The organism is Glutamicibacter sp. FR1 (assembly GCF_047300825.1).
GTDB classification, from domain to species: domain Bacteria; phylum Actinomycetota; class Actinomycetes; order Actinomycetales; family Micrococcaceae; genus Glutamicibacter; species Glutamicibacter nicotianae.
In genome coordinates this window covers 1357276-1373327 of sequence record NZ_CP178602.1, presented here as the reverse complement: position 1 = coordinate 1373327, position 16052 = coordinate 1357276, and the positions used below count along the sequence as shown (strand labels likewise).

Genomic DNA, 16052 nt, shown 5'->3' with positions numbered 1-16052 from the left:
TGTACTCCTGGGTTGCTCCACTGCCACCGCGGCACTGGCTATTCCAATGCCTTCGCCGACAGTGATTGAAGAATAGCAAAAAGCGCTGGCTTCCCTCCCAAATGGAAAAGAAACCAGCGCTCATTTCATGATCTTGGACCCGGCCATCAGACGGGCTACGCGGTAGCCTTGCGCAAGGTGAGATAGGAGCCGCCAGCCATCAGCAGGGCGACAATACCGCCCCACAAGGTCACCCCAGCGGCGGTCCAGGTCAGTGCCCAGCTCCAGAACTCGCCCCAGGAGTTGGTGAAGGTGAACAGGGCGATGATCCCCAGCACCAGCACACCCAAGCAGATGAAGAATGCCACCATGCCAGTGGTGCGCCACCTCATGTAAATGGTCGCTGCCAGGAATCCGATCATGAACAGCAGCACCATCAGCACAAAGTAGAACAGGATCTGGACCAGCCAGTTGTTATCCGCAATCCATTGCAGCGCAAAGAACCGTCCGCCCATGCCCCAACCATCGGTAGCAACTTCCAGCAGTCCCATCAGGTAGTAGAACACCGAGAGCGCCAGCGCGCATACGGAGAACAGTGCCACGGTGCCCAGATAGAAGGTACGCCGCGAAATGCTCATGGCCATGGAGAACGGGAAGGTCAACGTCAGCGACTGGATTCCCAGGGCCAGGAAGTACCACATGGGCGCTTGGGCGCCGCCGCTGTACATTGCCCCGTCTCCGCCGTTGCGCCGGACCAGCCACCAGATGGCCAGGGTGAAAAGGAATGATGCACCCAGGATGATCAGCGGAATTCCGATGAAGGTGCCCTTGTTGATCAGTTGCATGCGGGCAACATTGATGACGCGGTTCATTTTCTTGCCTCCGTCCGTTCTTCTGTCCTTTGTGCCGTGGTGCCGCTCAATGCGCTGCGCACCACCAATTGCTGCAGCGACACGGGGCTCAGGTCCAGGCCCATGAGTTTCGCCTGCTCGCGCTGGTCCGCATCCAGTTTGGCCTTGATCGTGACGCTGGCCAGGGCGCCGAGCGCATCGCGATGCAGTACCTGCGCGGTGCCGATGAATTCCTGGACCTTGGCGGCGTCACCAGTGACAGTGACCGCCGTGCCGCGCAGCTCTTCGGCATCCGAGTCGATGACGATTTGCCCCTTGTCGATCACAATGACGTGTTCAAGAAGGTTGGCGACTTCGTCGATCAGGTGGCTGGAGAGCACGATGGTGCGTGGGTATTCAGCGAAGTCTTCGACAAGGCGGTCGTAGAAGATCTGCCGGGCTACCGCATCGAGGCCGAGGTAGGGCTCATCGAAGAAGGTGATGTCGGCCCGCGAGGCCATGCCGATGATAACGCCAACCGCGGACAGCTGCCCTCGGGAAAGCTTCTTGATCCTCCGCTTGATCGGCAGCGCGAACGCTTCGACGAGCTCCTGGGCCAGATCCTCGTCCCAGTTCTCGAAGAACAAGGCTGCGGATTCGAATGCCTGGTGGACCCTGAAGTCATCGGGGTATTTCTGTGATTCGCGGATGAAGCAGATGCGCGAAAGCGTCGGATCATGCTCGAACGGGGCGTGGCCGAAGATTTCGGCGGTGCCGTGGTCTGCATAGTTCTGCCCGGTCAGGATGGACATCAGCGTGGTCTTGCCGGCTCCGTTGCGTCCAAGCAGCCCGTAGATCCGATCCGGCTCCAGATCCAGAGTGACGTTGTCGAGCGCTTTCACGTCCTTGTAGGTCTTGCTCAGTTCGCGTGTGGCGATTGCTGTCGTGCGTGGCATGTCGTTCCTCCCTGTGCTGTAGAGATGTTTCAAGATTCCGAGCCGGTCTTGATCATGGCGACCAGCTCATCCAGGCCAATGCCCAGCTTGGTAGCTTCTGCGGTCAAAGGCGCGATGAATTGCTGCTGGAATTTCTCGCGGCGTTGCGCTCGCAGCCGCTGCGGTGCTCCTTCGGTGACGAACATGCCGATCCCCCTTTTCTTGTAGAGCAGCCCATCTTCCACGAGCCGGTTGATCCCCTTGGCTGCGGTGGCCGGATTGATCCGGTAGAACGCTGCGAATTCATTGGTTGATGGAACTTGCGCTTCTTCCGCCAGAACACCAGAGATGATGTCGTTCTCAATCAGCTCAGCAATTTGCATGAAGATCGGTTTTGAATCATCAATCATGCTGGCTCCCTCCGTGCTCATCCCCACCAGGTTAGTTAGTGGGTTAGTTACTCATGTAACTAACCATAGAACCTCGGGAAGTTCCGCGCAAGTACGGAGCGGCAGAATTCCCATGAAAAACCGGGGGCTCCATACTGTCCGCCACGGCATCTAAGCTGGGACTTGCCAAGAAAGGTAGCCCTGCACGCGCACCATCGATGTTGCGTTCACAGTGGTGAAACCTTGATTGGAAACGCCCGACCGGGAGAGTTGTACGCCCAGCCCGAAACCGTGGAACACGAGCGCGGGCAGCGAAAAATTGGCCAGGTCTGGTTCGGAAAATTGCGATCGTGCACGTGGAGGCCAACAGCCCTCCTCGTGTTGCAGGCACTTATGGGAGGGACCATGCAAGAAGATTTCAACCGACTTGAGATACCAGATCAGCTTCTTGGAGCGCTGGACCGCCAAGTTCTGCTCGAGCTGTTCAAGGTGTGCTTCCCCGATTGCAGCGGTGAAGACATTGCGCGTATGAGCCGACGTGAACTGATCACCAGGATCCAGACCGAACGCGCTTATGCCGGGCACCGTCCCAGCTGCATCATCGACGACTATCCCCTGCGCCGTCCGAACCTTGGGGCAGTGAAACCCGGATTGCTGATCCGCGAACCAGGCCAGTCGGTCTACTGGTGCCGACAGGCCAAGCCCCTGGAATCAGCTGCAGCTCTGGGGCAGGTGAACCAGAATTACCTCTGGAATTTGCCGGAAACCATGCAAGCGGGAGATCTGATCCTGACGGCATTGGAGAGCACTCCGGCGTTGGTTGCCAGCTTGGAAATCGCCAGTTCGGAGGAACCCGGAAAGCTCACTTTCACTGCATTGGCGACCTTCACTGATCCCATTTCGGTGGCCGACATCGAGTCCATGATCGGCGAGAAGCTGCCACGGCGTTCGCAATATCTGGAAGATCCGCTGGCCGAGAAGGTTCTGGAAAGCATCGCGGAGCTCGTCGAACGCCCGCGCCCGATCTTTGTCACCGCGGGCGCGTGCTCGCCGTCGAAGCCGGCCAAGGCCAACCGGGTGCTGGGCGTTGCTGCCATTCTCCAGCGCAGCGCGCCGGACCAGCCGCTGGCCTGCGAAATTTGCGAGCGGGACATCTCTGCCCGCCCACAGATCCACCTGCCGCAGGCGCACCAGGACAGCCTGCGCTGGGAGATCCAGGACCACGTGGATGAACTGGTGCTGCTGTGCGGCGACTGCCACCAGATGGCCCACCAGCCAACCTTGCAGCAGCTGCGCAACTACGCGAAGCCTGCCTGCCCCGCCTGCGGGGAACGCAATCCGCGGAAGGTCATCTGGGGCATGCCGAGCTTCGAGCCCGATGACGAGGAGTTCGTCACCGCTGGATGCATGATGCCTTTCGGGCCTCCATCGCAATGGGAGTGCCGCGCCTGCGAAACCCAGTACCTGGTGGCCGAATTCGATGACCGGCCGCACCAGGCCTGGGCAATATACGGGCAGAACCTGCAGCGCTGAGCACAAGAACGCCGGCACATCCTGAATTGGATGTGCCGGCGTTCTGCGGCCTTGGCCTTGGTGCTACTTGGCCAGGGCCTTGGTCACCTCGTCGATGATGCGAGGCAGCAAGGCGGCGAAGGCGCGAGCGCGATGCGAGATCGCGTTCTTTTCCTCCGGAGTGTGCTCGGCCATGGACTTGCCGGCCCCCGCGGGTTCGAAGATCGGATCATAGCCAAAGCCATGCTCGCCGGCCCGCTCGGTGCGCAACACGCCCTCGACCTTGCCAAGTTCAACGTGCTCGGCTCCCCCAGGGGCGGCCAGCGCCGCGGCGCAGACGAACTGCGCTCCGCGATGCTCGGCGGCAATGTCGCCGAGCTGGCCGAGCAGCAGATCTATATTCGCTTCGTCGTTGCCGTGCACTCCGGACCAGCGGGCCGAGAAGATGCCCGGGGCTCCCCCGAGCACATCAACGCTCAGGCCGGAATCGTCGGCGAGCGCCACCAGGCCGGTGGATGCCGAGATCTCGCGGGCCTTCTTCAGCGCGTTGCCGGCGAAGCTGACCTGGTCCTCGACCGGGTCGGGCGCCCCCGCGGTGGCGGCGTCGATGACCTGGGTGTCGACATTCAGGCCCGGGACCTTTCCGCGCAGCAGTTCGCGCAATTCGCGCAGCTTTCCCTGGTTGCGCGAGGCGAGGACCAGTACCGGCTTGCTCATTTGGTGCTGTTCAGGGTCTCGCGCTGGATTTCGGCCAGCTCGTTGGTGCCGCCCAGAGCCAGATCCAGCAGGGCATCCAGCTCTTCGCGCTTGAAGGGCACGCCCTCGGCGGTGCCCTGGACCTCGACGAAGTCGCCGGAACCGGTGACCACGACGTTCATGTCGGTCTCGGCGCGGACGTCTTCCTCGTAGGGCAGATCCAGCATCGGGGTGCCGTCGATGATGCCCACCGAGATTGCTGCCACCGAGTCGGTCAGCACCTTGGCGCCGGGCTTCACGATGCCCTGCGAACGGGCCCAGGAGATTGCTTCCGCCAGCGCCACGTAGGCGCCGGTGATCGCTGCGGTGCGGGTGCCGCCGTCGGCCTGCAGGACATCGCAGTCCAGCACGATGGTGTTTTCGCCCAGCGCCTTGGTATCCACCACGGCACGCAGCGAGCGGCCGATCAGGCGGGAGATTTCGTGGGTGCGGCCGGAGAGCTTGCCCTTGACCGACTCGCGGGAGTTGCGGGTGTTGGTGGCGCGCGGGAGCATCGCGTATTCAGCGGTGACCCAGCCGGTGCCTTCGCCCTTGAGCCAGCGCGGCACGCCCTCGGTGAAGGAAGCGGTGCACAGCACGCGGGTGTTGCCGAATTCGATCAGGGCCGAGCCTTCGGCCTGAGCGGACCAGCCGCGGGTGATGGTGATGTCTCGAAGTTGCGCGGCTCCTCGGCCGTCAGCGCGTAAAGTCATGGTTCCATCCTAACCACGTGCGCCCCGCGATCCGCACGGGTGGCGCCGCGCGTTACGGTGAAATGCACCTCGTGGGTGATTCGCGGCCGCTACTGCGGATGCACCACGACGCAGCACCGGCCAGACGGCGGGCTCAGCTCGGCCCTGCCGCAGTCCAGCTGGCAACCTTCCAGGGCGCCGGAAACCAGTTCGTAGTTCATCGAGCAGACCATTTCGGTTTGCTGCTGGGCGATCTGGTGGAATGGGCAGTTCCGCATGGATATTTCCCCGTGCTCATCCACTTCGGGCTCATAGCCCAGCTCATCGAGCAGCGGCACGAGCCCGTCGCCGCCCTGGCCGAGTTTCCTGCCTTCGCCGCGTGCTGCCTGATGCAGCGCAGCGAGCACGGCCCCCGAGGTGTCGGCGCTGGCCGCCTGCGCCAGCAAGCTGCCCAGCAGCCGGTAGTTGCGCGCTGGCAGGCTCACCGACACTTCGGATTGGGCGAGCGCGTAGAGCTTGGCCGTGCGCCCGGCGCCGGGCCCGGTTCTTCCTTCAGGCCGGGCGAAGGTCACGGCCAGCAATCCGGCGGTGGCCAGCCGGTCCAGGTGGTAGGCCGCCAGGGTCCGGCTGATTCCCGCGGCCTTGGCTGCCGCCTCGCGTCCTACCGGTTGCGTGCTTTGCGAAATGAACTCGAACAGCTGGCGCCGCACCGGATCGTTGAGCGATTCGATGACCGCATCTTGGTGCAAGTTCAAATCTTTGGAGGTGATCGCCATGAGCGCCTCATGGAGCGAGAAGCATCCGCTCTCGCACATCCGGGCAACAACAGCTGAACGGGTCAGCACCGACCCGTCGATGAGCGCATTCTGGATCCTGCGCATTGGATTTGTCGCCCTGCCCCTGCTCATGGGACTGGACTAGTTCGCGAACGTGATGGCCTACTGGCCGGACTACCTGGCCCCGTGGGTCATTGCCATCCTGCCGTTCTCCGCGCAAACCGCCATGCACGTGGTTGGCTTGGTGGAACTGGCTGCCGCCGCATCGATGATCATCAAGCCGCGCTATGCGAGCTATGTGCTCGCCCTGTGGCTGCTGGGCATCATCATCAACCTGGTCTCGATGGGCATCTTCCTCGATGTCGCCCTGCGGGACGTGGGACTGCTCGTTGCCGCACTGGCGCTGACCCGCCTGGCCAGCAAGTACGACAAACCGTGGGGCGCTAAGCACGGCACTCACTGATCCGCTGCAGAACAGAGCAAAGCACCGGCGAGAAGGATTACCCCTTCTCGCCGATGCTTTCGTTCCGTGCGTCGAGACTGTTCCGCGCACCTACTTCTTGCGCTTGAGCAGCGGGAACTTGCGGGTCTTCTCGTACTTGATGGTCGGCATGGATCCGGTGCGGGTCTTCAGGTAGTCGGTACCGCGATCCCCCTTGAACAGGGTCGGGTCCTTGTCTTCCTTCAGGCTGCCGGAGTACACGCCGTAGGTTACGCCGGATACGGCAACGGCAATGCCGCCGCTGTAGGTTTCCTTGGCCTCTTCAACCACCTTGTTGATGTCGGTCCATACCGGAATGTGGGTGAGCAGCATGCGCTCGGCACCGGCGGCGGCGGCCATTTCGCCAGCGCGCTTCCCGGTCAGGTGCACGCCGTCAATGTGGTCATCGCGGCCTTCCTCGAAGGCAGCCTCGCACAGGAACATGTCGGCGCCGCGGGCGGCTTCCACCAGGCCATCGCAGCTGTCGGTATCCCCGGAGTAGGTCAGCACGCTGGTCAGCAGCTCGCCGTCGGGGCCCGGTTCATGCGCTTCCACGCGCAGGGCATAGGCTTCCTTGATCGGGTGGCGCACCGGGTACGGGGTGATGGTAAACGGTCCGATATTCACCGGCTTCAGCGATTTCCAGACCTGGAAGTCGTAGTCCTTGGCCATGGTGTCGCCGTCAGGCAGCGAGTAGGCAGTCTCGATGCGCTCGGCGGTATCTTCAGGGCCGTGCACGAGCATCCTCTCGCGGCCCCAGCCGTCAGGATCCCAGCGGATCGCCACATGCAAACCGCACAAATCCATGCAGTGATCGGGATGCAGATGGGAAATCATGATCCCGTCGATGTCTTTCAAATCGGTGTAGCGCTGCAGCACGCCCAAAGCCCCTGAGCCCAGATCCAGCAGGATCTTCCAGTCGCGGGTGCCATCAAAGGCCGTCACCAGGTAGCAGGACGCGGGCGATCCCGGCCCTGGGAATGACCCGGTGCATCCGATGATGGTCAGCTTCATTCGTTACTCGCTTTCGACGCGGCAATCATTTGCGGAGTGATCCGCGAGATAGCTCCGGTCGGATAGTGGGCGGCTACATGGTCCACGTGGCGCACCTGCAGCACCTCGGGTCCGAGGAAACGGCGAGCCAGTACACCAAAACTATCAGCGTTGCCTGTGGCGAGGAACTCATGACGCGCCGCGGCGCCGTCGTTGCGCACCAGCGAATGCCGGGTCAGCGCCCGGAAAACGTCCTTCGCCGTTTCCTCTGCAGATGACACGAGCGTGACCGAATCCCCCATCACGTAGGAGAGCACGCCGGTGAGCAGCGGGTAGTGCGTGCATCCCAGCACCAGGGTGTCCACCTCGGCGGCCTGCAGCGGCGCCAGATACTCCTGCGCGATCTCCAGCAGCTCGGCGCCGGCGGTGATGCCGGATTCCACGAACTCCACGAAACGCGGGCAGGCCACGGTCGATACCTGCAGGTTCGGGGCAGCGGCAAAAGCATCCTCATAGGCGCGCGAGCCCACGGTCGCCTGGGTGCCGATGATGCCGATCCTGCCATTCTTCGTGCCGGCCACGGCACGGCGGACCGCCGGCTGGATGACTTCGACCACCGGGATGCCATAGCGCGCGGTGTAGCGTTCGCGGGCATCGCGCAGCACCGCCGCGGAGGCCGAATTGCAGGCAATGACCAGCAGCTTCACCCCGGAATCCACCAGTTCGTCCATGACGCCCAGGGCGTTGGCCCGCACCTGGGCGATGGGCAGCGGACCGTAGGGAGAGTTGGCGGTATCCCCCACATAGATCAGCGATTCGCCGGGCAGCTGGTCGATGATCGCGCGGGCCACGGTCAGCCCGCCAACACCGGAATCGAAGATGCCAATGGGAGTATTGGCGTCCGGGGCGGAGACCTGCCCGGTGGCAAAGTAGGAATTCATGGGCTCAGGACTCCGCATCCAGCAGCGCGCCCATCAAGGTATCGAGCACCCAAGAAATCAGGTTGTACACCAGGGACATGTATTCCTCGGGGGTTTCCACCTCGGAAGCATCAAGTACCTCGGCGACGCGGGCCGAATCCTCTTCGCTGCGGATCTGAAGGCGTTCGGCGAGCACCAGGCGCACGTCGTTCAGGGCCTGGGCGAAACGCGCCGCGGCGTCCTTGTCCAGCACGAGCTTGTCGGTTTCCAGCAGCAGCTGGGCTTCGCGCAGGCGGCCGACCTTCTGCGCGATCGTATCGGCTTCGGTCAGCCGGCGATGCTCGGCAGCCACCACGGCGTCGTCGCTGGCATCGGGCAGCAGCCTGGCCAGTGCCGGATCGGCAATCGGAGGCAAGTCCATGGACTCGGGCCGCATGCCGGTCAGGGCGTAGAGCGGGTCGATGTCCTCGGGCAGCTGGTGCAGCCGGGCACGTTCTTCGAGCATTTCGATGACGTCGGAGAAGAGTGCGCGGATGAGCTTGCGTTCGGGCGAATGCAGCGTACCGGTAATGCCCTTGGAACCGTTCTTGAAGGCCTTGGCCACGTTCAGGCTCCCTGGGTCATGGTTGCGTTCAGTCCGAACCCGTGCATGGCCTGCACATCGGATTCGATGGCTTCGCGGCTGCCGCTGCGCACGGTGCAGAAGCCGTCATGGTGCACCTGCAGCATGAGCTTCTCAGCTTTTTCCGGGCTGAAACCAAAGTAGGAACGGAACACGTAGGATACGTAGCTCATCAAGTTCACTGGATCATTCCACACGACCAAGCGCCATGGCTTGTCTTGGGATACCAGGGTTTCAAATTCGGAAAGTACATCGGGCATTGCGGTCATGGCTACCATTTTACGCGCGGAAGCTGAACGCAACACCGGACACGGCAAATATCACCTTGGGCGTGAGCCGTTATACAGTAAAACGGGTCTGCTTTCCCAAGCAGCCGCACAAGGCCTTTTCCGATCATCAGGAGCGTCACATGCGCACCAGTCTCTTCACCGACCACTATGAGCTGACCATGCTCCAGGCAGCGCTGGAATCCGGTGCGGCGCACCGCCCATCAGTCTTCGAGGCATTCGCACGCCGCTTGCCCGAAGGCCGGCGCTACGGCGTGGTCGCAGGCACTGGCCGCGTGCTCGAAGGCCTGGCAGATTTCCGCTTCGATGACGAGCAGCTGCGTTTCCTCAGCGATAACAAGGTGGTCAACGCCGAGACCATCAAGTACCTGGAGAACTTCCGTTTCACCGGCAACATCTCCGGCTATGCCGAGGGCGAGCTGTACTTCCCGAACTCGCCGCTGCTGACCGTGGAGTCGACCTTCGCCGAAGCCTGCGTCATCGAGACCTTCGTGCTCTCGGCGATGAACCATGATTCGGCCATTGCCTCGGCCGCCTCGCGCATGATCGCCTCGGCCGGCGAGCGCCCCTGCATCGAGATGGGCTCGCGCCGCACCCATGAGGAATCAGCGGTGGCCGCCGCGCGCGCCGCCATGATTGCCGGATTCTCCTCGACCTCGAACCTGGAAGCCGGTGCACGCTACGGCCTGAAAACCGTTGGCACCTCGGCCCACTCCTTCACCCTGCTGCACGACACCGAGCGCGCCGCCTTCGAAGCGCAGGTTGCTTCGCTGGGCAAGGACACCATCTTGCTGGTCGACACCTACGACGTCGAGAACGGCGTACGCACCGCGGTCGAGGTGGCCGGTCCCGAGCTGGGCGGCGTCCGCCTCGACTCGGGCGACCTGGTGCAGCAGGCAGGCTGGGTCCGCGAGCTGCTCGATGACCTGGGCAACTGGAACACCAAGATCACCGTCACCTCGGACCTGGACGAGTACGCGATTGCCGCCCTGGCCAGCGCCCCGGTGGACTCCTACGGCGTGGGCACGGCCCTGGTCACCGGCTCCGGGCACCCGACCGCGTCCATGGTCTATAAGCTGGTGGCCCGCCAGGACGATGCGGGCGAATGGATTCCCGTGGCCAAGGCCGCGGCGAACAAGGCCAGCGTGGGCGGCCGCAAGTATGCGGTGCGCCAGCTCAACGAGCGCAACCGCGCCGTCGCCGAAATCGTCTCCACCTCCGAGTACACCACCGGTGGCCCCGAGCGCGACTTGGTTGTCCCGCTGGTGCGCAACGGCGAGATCGACCAGGCCCATGTCGGCGCTGCCGGCGTCAAGCGCGCCACCGAGCGCCACCACGCATCGGTCCAGGAGCTGCCGGGCGTGGCCCGCAAGATGCAGCGCGGCGAACCGGTCATCCCGACCGTCATGATCCAGGACTAGCCAAACACACGAAAAACTCAGCTGCGGAACGTAGAATCCAGATTCAAGGATCCTGCGGTCCGCAGTTGTCCAAGGTCTACATTCACCAGCCAGGGAGGCAGCGATGAGCAGAGCCCTATTGATCATTGATGTCCAGCCGGACTTCTGCGAAGGCGGTGCCCTCGCGGTAACCGGCGGCAATGCTGTAGCTACGGCCATTGCCGCGGACATTGCCGAACGCCGCGATTCCTACTCGGCCATCGTGACCACCCAGGATTGGCACATCGAGCCGGGCGATCATTTCTCTCAGAACCCGGACTTCATTGATTCCTGGCCGGTGCACTGTGTCGCCGGCACCCCTGGCGCAGCGCTGCATCCGCAGCTCGCGCACGTGCCAGTCGACGCGCATTTCGCCAAGGGGCGTTTCGCCGCGGCCTATTCCGGCTTCGAAGCCCGGGAACTGGATCCTTCGGCAGACAAGGCCGATGAAAGCGGAGAACTGCTCGGCGACTGGCTCAAGGCCAAGGGCATCACTTCGGTGGATGTCGTGGGACTTGCCGCTGACCACTGCGTGAAGGCCACCGCGTTCGATGCGGTGGAAGCCGGGTTCACCACCACCATCATTTCCCCGCTGACCGCAGCGGTCTCGCCGGAGAATCTGCCAGCGATCCGCGAGGAACTACGCGCAGCCGGCGTCACGGTGCTGTCGCTGGGCTGATCCTTGGCTTGAAAACCACAACGGCTTGGCGCTGACCGAATTCTCCGGTCAGCGCCAAGCCGTTTTTTCGCGGAAACTACTTGCGTCCGACGAACCAGTCCTGCAGCTTGTCGATGCGCGCCTGCAGCTGGTCAGCTGTTGCTTGCGGTACTGCAGGCCCGCCGCAGATACTGCGCAGCTTGTTGTGGATCTGCCCATGCGGCGTGCCGGTCCGGGCAGCCCATGCCGAGACGTTCTTGGACAGCTTCGTGCGCAGCTCCATCATGCGGCGGTGATCGGACACCGGTTCGGGCTTGGTGGCGCCTTTGGAAATCTGCTTGGTCTGCTGCTTGCGCAGCAGCTCGGAAACCTGCTCGGTATCCAGCAGGCCCGGGATGCCCAGAAAGCCCAGTTCCTCTTCGCTGCCGATGTCGGCACCGGTGCCGAATTCGCCACCGTCGAAGAGCACGCGATCGAAAGAAGCCTGCGAGTTCAGCGCTTCGAACTTGTTGCGTGCCAGCTCGTCGCTGGCCTTCTCTTCCTTGTTCGCCGCTTCCAGCAGCGAATCGTCCAGGCCGTCCTCGTCCTTGGAGCCTTCTCGGTCCAAGGCGTGGTCGCGTTCGACTTCCATCTCGTTGGCCAAGGCCATCAGGATCGGCACCGAGGGCAGGAACACCGAGGCCACTTCTCCGCGCTTGCGGCTGCGCACGAAGCGTCCCACCGCCTGGGCGAAGAACAGCGGCGTGGAGGTGGATGTCGCATAGACGCCGACGCACAAGCGCGGCACGTCCACTCCTTCGGATACCATGCGCACCGCGACCATCCAGCGCGCATCGGATTCGGAGAATTCGTCGATCTTCTGCGATGCCTTGGGGTCATCGGACAGGATGGTGGTGACCTTCTCGCCGCAGATGGCTTCGAGCTGGGCAGCATAGCCGCGCGCGTCCTCGTGGTCGGTGGCAATGACCAGGCCGCCGGCGTCCTTCACGGTGCGGCGCACCTCGGACAGGCGCCGGTCAGCGGCTTGCAGCACCGAGGGAATCCAGTCCCCGTGCGGGTCCAGCGCGGTGCGCCAGGCATGGGCGGTGACATCCTTGGTGAAGCCCTCGCCGAGGTTTGCTTCCATCTCCTCGCCGCCGGCGGTTCGCCAGCGCATATTGCCCGAATAGGCCATGAACAGCACCGGACGGACCACATGGTCTGCCAGGGCGTTGCCGTAGCCGTAGGTGTAGTCGGCCTTGGACCGGCGGATGCCGTCTCCCTCATCGACATACTGCACGAAGGGAATCGGTGCAGCATCGGAACGGAACGGGGTACCGGTCAGGGCCAGTCGGCGGGTGGCAGGTTCGAATGCCTCGCGGATGCCGTCGCCCCAGCTCAGCGCATCACCGGCGTGGTGGACCTCGTCCATGATCACCAGGGTGCGGGCATCCTCGGTCTTTGCGCGGTGCACGGCAGGCTTCAGCGCGACCTGGGCATAGGTCACCACGACGCCCATGTAATGCGAGCCGTGCCGGCCGTCGGAGTTCTTGTAGTTCGGGTCCAGGGCAATGCCCACACGCGCTGCCGAATCCGCCCACTGCTTTTTCAGGTGGTCGGTCGGCGCGACAACGATCATGCGGTTGATCTTGCCCGAGTCGATCAGCACCTTGGCCAGGCGCAGCGCAAAGGTGGTCTTGCCGGCGCCAGGGGTCGCCACGGCCATGAAGTCCCTGGGCTCCTTGTCAAAGTACAAGGCCAGGGCTTCGGCCTGCCAGGCACGCAGCTTCGGCCCGGTTCCCCATGCCGCGCGTTCCGGGTACGCTACCGGAAGCTTGTCTTCTAGTGGAAGCTTGTCGCCAAAATCAAAGAGTGTCTCGGTCATTTACCTTTTCCCGGCCGCGTGCATCGTGTGAAGTAGTGCTAGTTCATTCGCAGCACTACCCCATCAAGGAATCGTAGATTTCCTTGCACTCGGGGCATACCGGGAATTTCTGCGGATCTCGGCCTGGGGTCCAGACCTTGCCGCACAGGGCGATCACTGGCTCGCCGGTCATTGCCGACTCCATGATCTTTTCTTTCTGCACATAGTGGGCAAAGCGCTCGTGATCTCCGGCCTCGACACTCTGGGTTGTCTCGGTACGTTCAATCGTGGCAGTGCCGCCGCGGGTTTCTTCAGACTGTTCCACCATGCTTTCAAGTCTAGTACGGATTGCCCCTGCTGTCCGCGTAGCAGGCATGGGAGCTTGTCCACATTGACTTTGCCGCTGTTGCCTGCGAAGCTCCATGTTCCGCTTCATATCTTCAGGTCAGGGATCGTTTTCCTGCATCTTCTCGAATGACTGCCATCCAGTTTGATTTGGATTTCCCCGGCTTGGACGCCACCGGCCAATATCCTGTGAACCTTGTTGCACCAGGGCAGGAAGAAGGCCGTCCGGCGGGAAATTGCTTCCCGCCGGACGGCCCAGGATGCCGTTCCTGCTGCCCTGCCTACTTGTTGAGCATGACCGACTGCATCAACTCTGGAGTGCGCTTCTCATACCATTTGCCGCCGAGGGCAATGCCGGCGAACACCAGTCCGATGCCCAGAACCAGGCCCGCACCCAGGGTGATGAAGCCCAAGACCTGTGAGTGCTGGAACCAGCCGATGGCGTAGGGAATGAGCACCGGGATCAGCAAGAGTCCCATGGTGAGCATGATGCCCAGCTGCGTGAGCGCCATGCGCATGCCGCTGCCAGGAGGGGTCTTCATCGGGTTATCGCCCGGAAGTGGCACCGCATAGGTGTAGCGGGCCGAAGACACCGAGGAAACGCCCAACGCGACGAACAGCGCGGCCAGCGACAAGCCCAGATCACCCGGGATGCGCCACAGCTCGCCAGCGATCAGGCCCGGCAGGATCGCGGCGGCCAGGACCGGAATGATGCCAATCAGGAAGCAGGACAGCGCCCGTCCAGCGCGATCGGCCCGGCCGGATATGCCGGTCAATGCGTGCAGTGCGAAGGCCGTGTTGTCATAGGAAATGTCTGCGGAGATGGAGAAGCCCAGCAGGATGCCGATCAGCGGCCCCATCAGATACATCATCGTGTAGTTGCCGGATTGGCTGCCGGTGAACCAGAAGAGCAATGGAAGCACCGGCACAATCAGCACGCCCACGGCGTAGCGCGGATCCTTGAACCAATAGGTCAGTGCCCTGGCGGCGACGGCGCCGGTCGGCGTTGCCGGCAGCAGCTTGAAGAAGCCCAGCCCCTTGGCCGTGGCAGCGCGCTGCTGCGGCGGCGGGGTAATCGCGGCTTTTGCGGTGGCGCGAGCCAGCAGGACATAGAGCCCGCCGAGGTAGGCCGCACCTAGGGCCAGGTGGATGGCCATTTGCCCGTAGAGCGCCGAGGCATAGGCCCCGGGAACAGCGGCAAAGGCGCCGAGCGGGGTGTAGCCGAGCACCGTGGACAGCGGATGGATCCATTCGCCCATGGACTCTGCCGCGGAGAACGCCGAAGCCATGATCGGGCCCAGCCCGACGAGCAGCAGGAACAGCAGCGCGAACGTCAATTCGCGGAAGCGGCGCTTGGCGCGCAGCGCGGTTGCCATGATCACCAGGTACTGGCACAGCAGGATCGCCATCACCGCGGTCGCCATCGCAGCCAGCAGGCCCAGCATCAGCGCACCTGCATCGCTTCGCCACATCAGCGAGGCGCCCAGCAGGCCGAGAACGGTCAGCACTGCAGGAATCGAGATAAAGCCGGCCAGCACCAGGGCCGGGCCCAGGGTCTTTTCCGGAATCCCGAATTGGACGAAGCGCGACGGTTCCAGGGTGAGGTCGACGCCGGTCAGCAGCGGCGGGATGACGGCCCAGCCCAGCACCACTGCCGAACCGATAAGGGTGAAGATTTCGCCCTGGAAAGGGATCTCGTCAGCGGCGAACCACACGGCCAAGGTCAGCATGGTGATCATGCCCAGGGCGTACAGGCCGCCGATGATGACGCCGATCAGCTGGCCGATGGAGCGCTTGAATCCGTTGGCCAGCAAGCGCAGTTTCAGGCTTAGGACGTGCGCAACCATGACAGCCCCTCGTTATTGGCGCGGCCGCCCACCAGATCGACGAAGCGGTCTTCCAGGCTCATGCCGCCGCGGACCTCGTCCACGGTGCCCTGCGCCTTGAGCATGCCATCGGAAATGACCGCCACGTGCGTGCACATGCGCTGGACCAGGTCCATCACATGCGAGGAAACGATCACGGTGCCGCCGAATTCCACGTAGTTGTTCAGGATGTCGCGGATATTCGCCGCCGAGACCGGGTCCACTGCCTCGAAGGGCTCATCGAGCACCAGCAGCTTTGGCGAATGGATCATCGCGGTAGCCAAGGCGATCTTCTTGGTCATGCCGGCGGAGTAGTCCACCACCAGCTTGTCGCCGTCGTCCAGCAGGTCCATCACGCGCAGCAGGTCCTCGGTCCGCTGGGCAACTTCGGCACGGTCCATGCCGCGCAGCAGCCCGGAATAGGTCACCAGCTGCCGGCCGGTGAGCCGATCGAATTGGCGCACGCCATCGGCCAGGACGCCCAGGGTGGACTTGGCGGCGTGCGGGTCGGCCCAGATATCCACGCCGTTGACCACCGCCTGACCCGCATCCGGGCGCAGCAAACCGGTAGCCATCGAGAGCATGGTAGTCTTTCCGGCGCCATTGGGCCCGACCAGCCCATAGAATGAACCGGCGGGAACTTGCAGGCTGACGTTGTTCACGGCAATCTTGGCGCCAAATTGCTTGGCGAGAGACCGGATGTCCAGTGCGATCTGATTCATAGTTTAAGGCTAGCAATGCCCCTAGTCAG

18 protein-coding genes and 1 pseudogene are annotated in these 16052 nt (G+C 63.1%); 5 read left to right on the top strand and 14 right to left on the bottom strand.

What is annotated here, in order from left to right; all coding sequences use genetic code 11:
- Positions 1-155 precede the first annotated feature (155 nt).
- From ACLQ8T_RS06780 to ACLQ8T_RS06770, 3 genes are read right to left on the bottom strand one after another with little or no spacing between them, the layout of a single operon-like run.
- Positions 156-851 (bottom strand): hypothetical protein, encoded by a 696-nt coding sequence (locus ACLQ8T_RS06780; protein ID WP_413456136.1) that lies wholly within the window; start codon positions 849-851, stop codon positions 156-158.
- Positions 848-1765, bottom strand: coding sequence for an ABC transporter ATP-binding protein (locus tag ACLQ8T_RS06775; RefSeq protein WP_413456135.1), 918 nt, complete (start codon positions 1763-1765; stop codon positions 848-850). Before ACLQ8T_RS06775 ends, ACLQ8T_RS06780 begins: the two co-directional genes overlap by 4 nt.
- A gap of 29 nt (positions 1766-1794) precedes the next feature.
- Positions 1795-2154 carry a GntR family transcriptional regulator gene (locus tag ACLQ8T_RS06770; protein WP_413456134.1) on the bottom strand — a complete coding sequence of 120 codons (360 nt, stop codon included), beginning with the start codon at positions 2152-2154 and terminating at the stop codon, positions 1795-1797.
- A gap of 507 nt (positions 2155-2661) precedes the next feature.
- Here ACLQ8T_RS06770 and ACLQ8T_RS06765 point away from each other — a divergent pair.
- Entirely contained in the window at positions 2662-3666 is a 1005-nt protein-coding gene (locus tag ACLQ8T_RS06765; RefSeq protein ID WP_413456133.1) for an HNH endonuclease signature motif containing protein, read from the top strand.
- Between the two features lie 63 nt (positions 3667-3729).
- Here the strand turns inward: ACLQ8T_RS06765 and rdgB are convergent, their stop codons facing one another.
- From rdgB to ACLQ8T_RS06750, 3 genes are all read right to left on the bottom strand, one after another.
- Complete coding sequence (gene rdgB / locus ACLQ8T_RS06760; protein WP_413456132.1) at positions 3730-4362, bottom strand: RdgB/HAM1 family non-canonical purine NTP pyrophosphatase; 633 nt, start codon at positions 4360-4362, stop codon at positions 3730-3732.
- Entirely contained in the window at positions 4359-5093 is a 735-nt protein-coding gene (gene rph, locus ACLQ8T_RS06755; RefSeq protein WP_038992098.1) for a ribonuclease PH, read from the bottom strand. Before rph ends, rdgB begins: the two co-directional genes overlap by 4 nt.
- 89 nt (positions 5094-5182) lie before the next feature.
- Entirely contained in the window at positions 5183-5848 is a 666-nt protein-coding gene (locus tag ACLQ8T_RS06750; protein ID WP_413456131.1) for a helix-turn-helix transcriptional regulator, read from the bottom strand.
- On the opposite strand from ACLQ8T_RS06750, the gene ACLQ8T_RS06745 reads away from it, so the two are divergent.
- Both ACLQ8T_RS06745 and ACLQ8T_RS06740 read left to right on the top strand, forming a co-directional pair.
- Positions 5847-5993 (top strand): hypothetical protein, encoded by a 147-nt coding sequence (locus ACLQ8T_RS06745; RefSeq protein WP_413456130.1) that lies wholly within the window; start codon positions 5847-5849, stop codon positions 5991-5993. The genes ACLQ8T_RS06750 and ACLQ8T_RS06745 overlap by 2 nt on opposite strands.
- Positions 5994-6002: 9 nt before the next feature.
- Positions 6003-6311: a hypothetical protein gene (locus ACLQ8T_RS06740; RefSeq protein ID WP_413456129.1), complete on the top strand. Its 309-nt coding sequence runs from the start codon at positions 6003-6005 to the stop codon at positions 6309-6311.
- A 237-nt stretch (positions 6312-6548) separates the two neighbouring features.
- Here the strand turns inward: ACLQ8T_RS06740 and ACLQ8T_RS06735 are convergent.
- The 4 genes and pseudogenes from ACLQ8T_RS06735 to clpS all read right to left on the bottom strand — a co-directional run.
- A pseudogene (locus tag ACLQ8T_RS06735) lies at positions 6549-7343 on the bottom strand (MBL fold metallo-hydrolase); the annotation flags it as partial.
- Complete coding sequence (murI, locus tag ACLQ8T_RS06730) at positions 7340-8263, bottom strand: glutamate racemase (RefSeq protein ID WP_038992079.1); 924 nt, start codon at positions 8261-8263, stop codon at positions 7340-7342. The gene murI and the pseudogene ACLQ8T_RS06735, both read right to left, overlap by 4 nt.
- A gap of 4 nt (positions 8264-8267) precedes the next feature.
- Positions 8268-8777, bottom strand: a complete 510-nt coding sequence (locus ACLQ8T_RS06725; protein WP_413456383.1) for a DUF2017 domain-containing protein — start codon at positions 8775-8777, stop codon at positions 8268-8270.
- A 71-nt stretch (positions 8778-8848) separates the two neighbouring features.
- Positions 8849-9133 (bottom strand): ATP-dependent Clp protease adapter ClpS, encoded by a 285-nt coding sequence (clpS, locus tag ACLQ8T_RS06720; RefSeq protein ID WP_038992076.1) that lies wholly within the window; start codon positions 9131-9133, stop codon positions 8849-8851.
- A 140-nt stretch (positions 9134-9273) separates the two neighbouring features.
- Here clpS and ACLQ8T_RS06715 point away from each other — a divergent pair, with 140 nt between their 5' ends.
- Positions 9274-10572 carry a nicotinate phosphoribosyltransferase gene (locus tag ACLQ8T_RS06715; protein ID WP_038992074.1) on the top strand — a complete coding sequence of 433 codons (1299 nt, stop codon included), beginning with the start codon at positions 9274-9276 and terminating at the stop codon, positions 10570-10572.
- 103 nt (positions 10573-10675) lie between these two features.
- The gene (locus tag ACLQ8T_RS06710; protein ID WP_149596687.1) at positions 10676-11269 is read left to right on the top strand and encodes an isochorismatase family protein; all 594 of its coding nucleotides are present in this window, start codon (positions 10676-10678) and stop codon (positions 11267-11269) included.
- A gap of 76 nt (positions 11270-11345) precedes the next feature.
- On the opposite strand, the gene ACLQ8T_RS06705 is transcribed toward ACLQ8T_RS06710, so the two are convergent.
- The 4 genes from ACLQ8T_RS06705 to ACLQ8T_RS06690 all read right to left on the bottom strand — a co-directional run bounded on the left by ACLQ8T_RS06705 (position 11346) and on the right by ACLQ8T_RS06690 (position 16023).
- On the bottom strand, positions 11346-13112 hold the full coding sequence (locus ACLQ8T_RS06705; protein WP_128470591.1) for a DEAD/DEAH box helicase: 1767 nt from the start codon (positions 13110-13112) through the stop codon (positions 11346-11348).
- 55 nt (positions 13113-13167) lie between these two features.
- Positions 13168-13419, bottom strand: coding sequence for a DUF3039 domain-containing protein (locus ACLQ8T_RS06700; protein ID WP_038990501.1), 252 nt, complete (start codon positions 13417-13419; stop codon positions 13168-13170).
- A gap of 298 nt (positions 13420-13717) precedes the next feature.
- Positions 13718-15283 carry a transporter gene (locus ACLQ8T_RS06695; RefSeq protein WP_413456128.1) on the bottom strand — a complete coding sequence of 522 codons (1566 nt, stop codon included), beginning with the start codon at positions 15281-15283 and terminating at the stop codon, positions 13718-13720.
- The gene (locus ACLQ8T_RS06690; RefSeq protein ID WP_204721624.1) at positions 15265-16023 is read right to left on the bottom strand and encodes an ABC transporter ATP-binding protein; all 759 of its coding nucleotides are present in this window, start codon (positions 16021-16023) and stop codon (positions 15265-15267) included. The genes ACLQ8T_RS06695 and ACLQ8T_RS06690 overlap by 19 nt, the downstream gene beginning before the upstream one ends.
- Positions 16024-16052 lie beyond the last annotated feature (29 nt).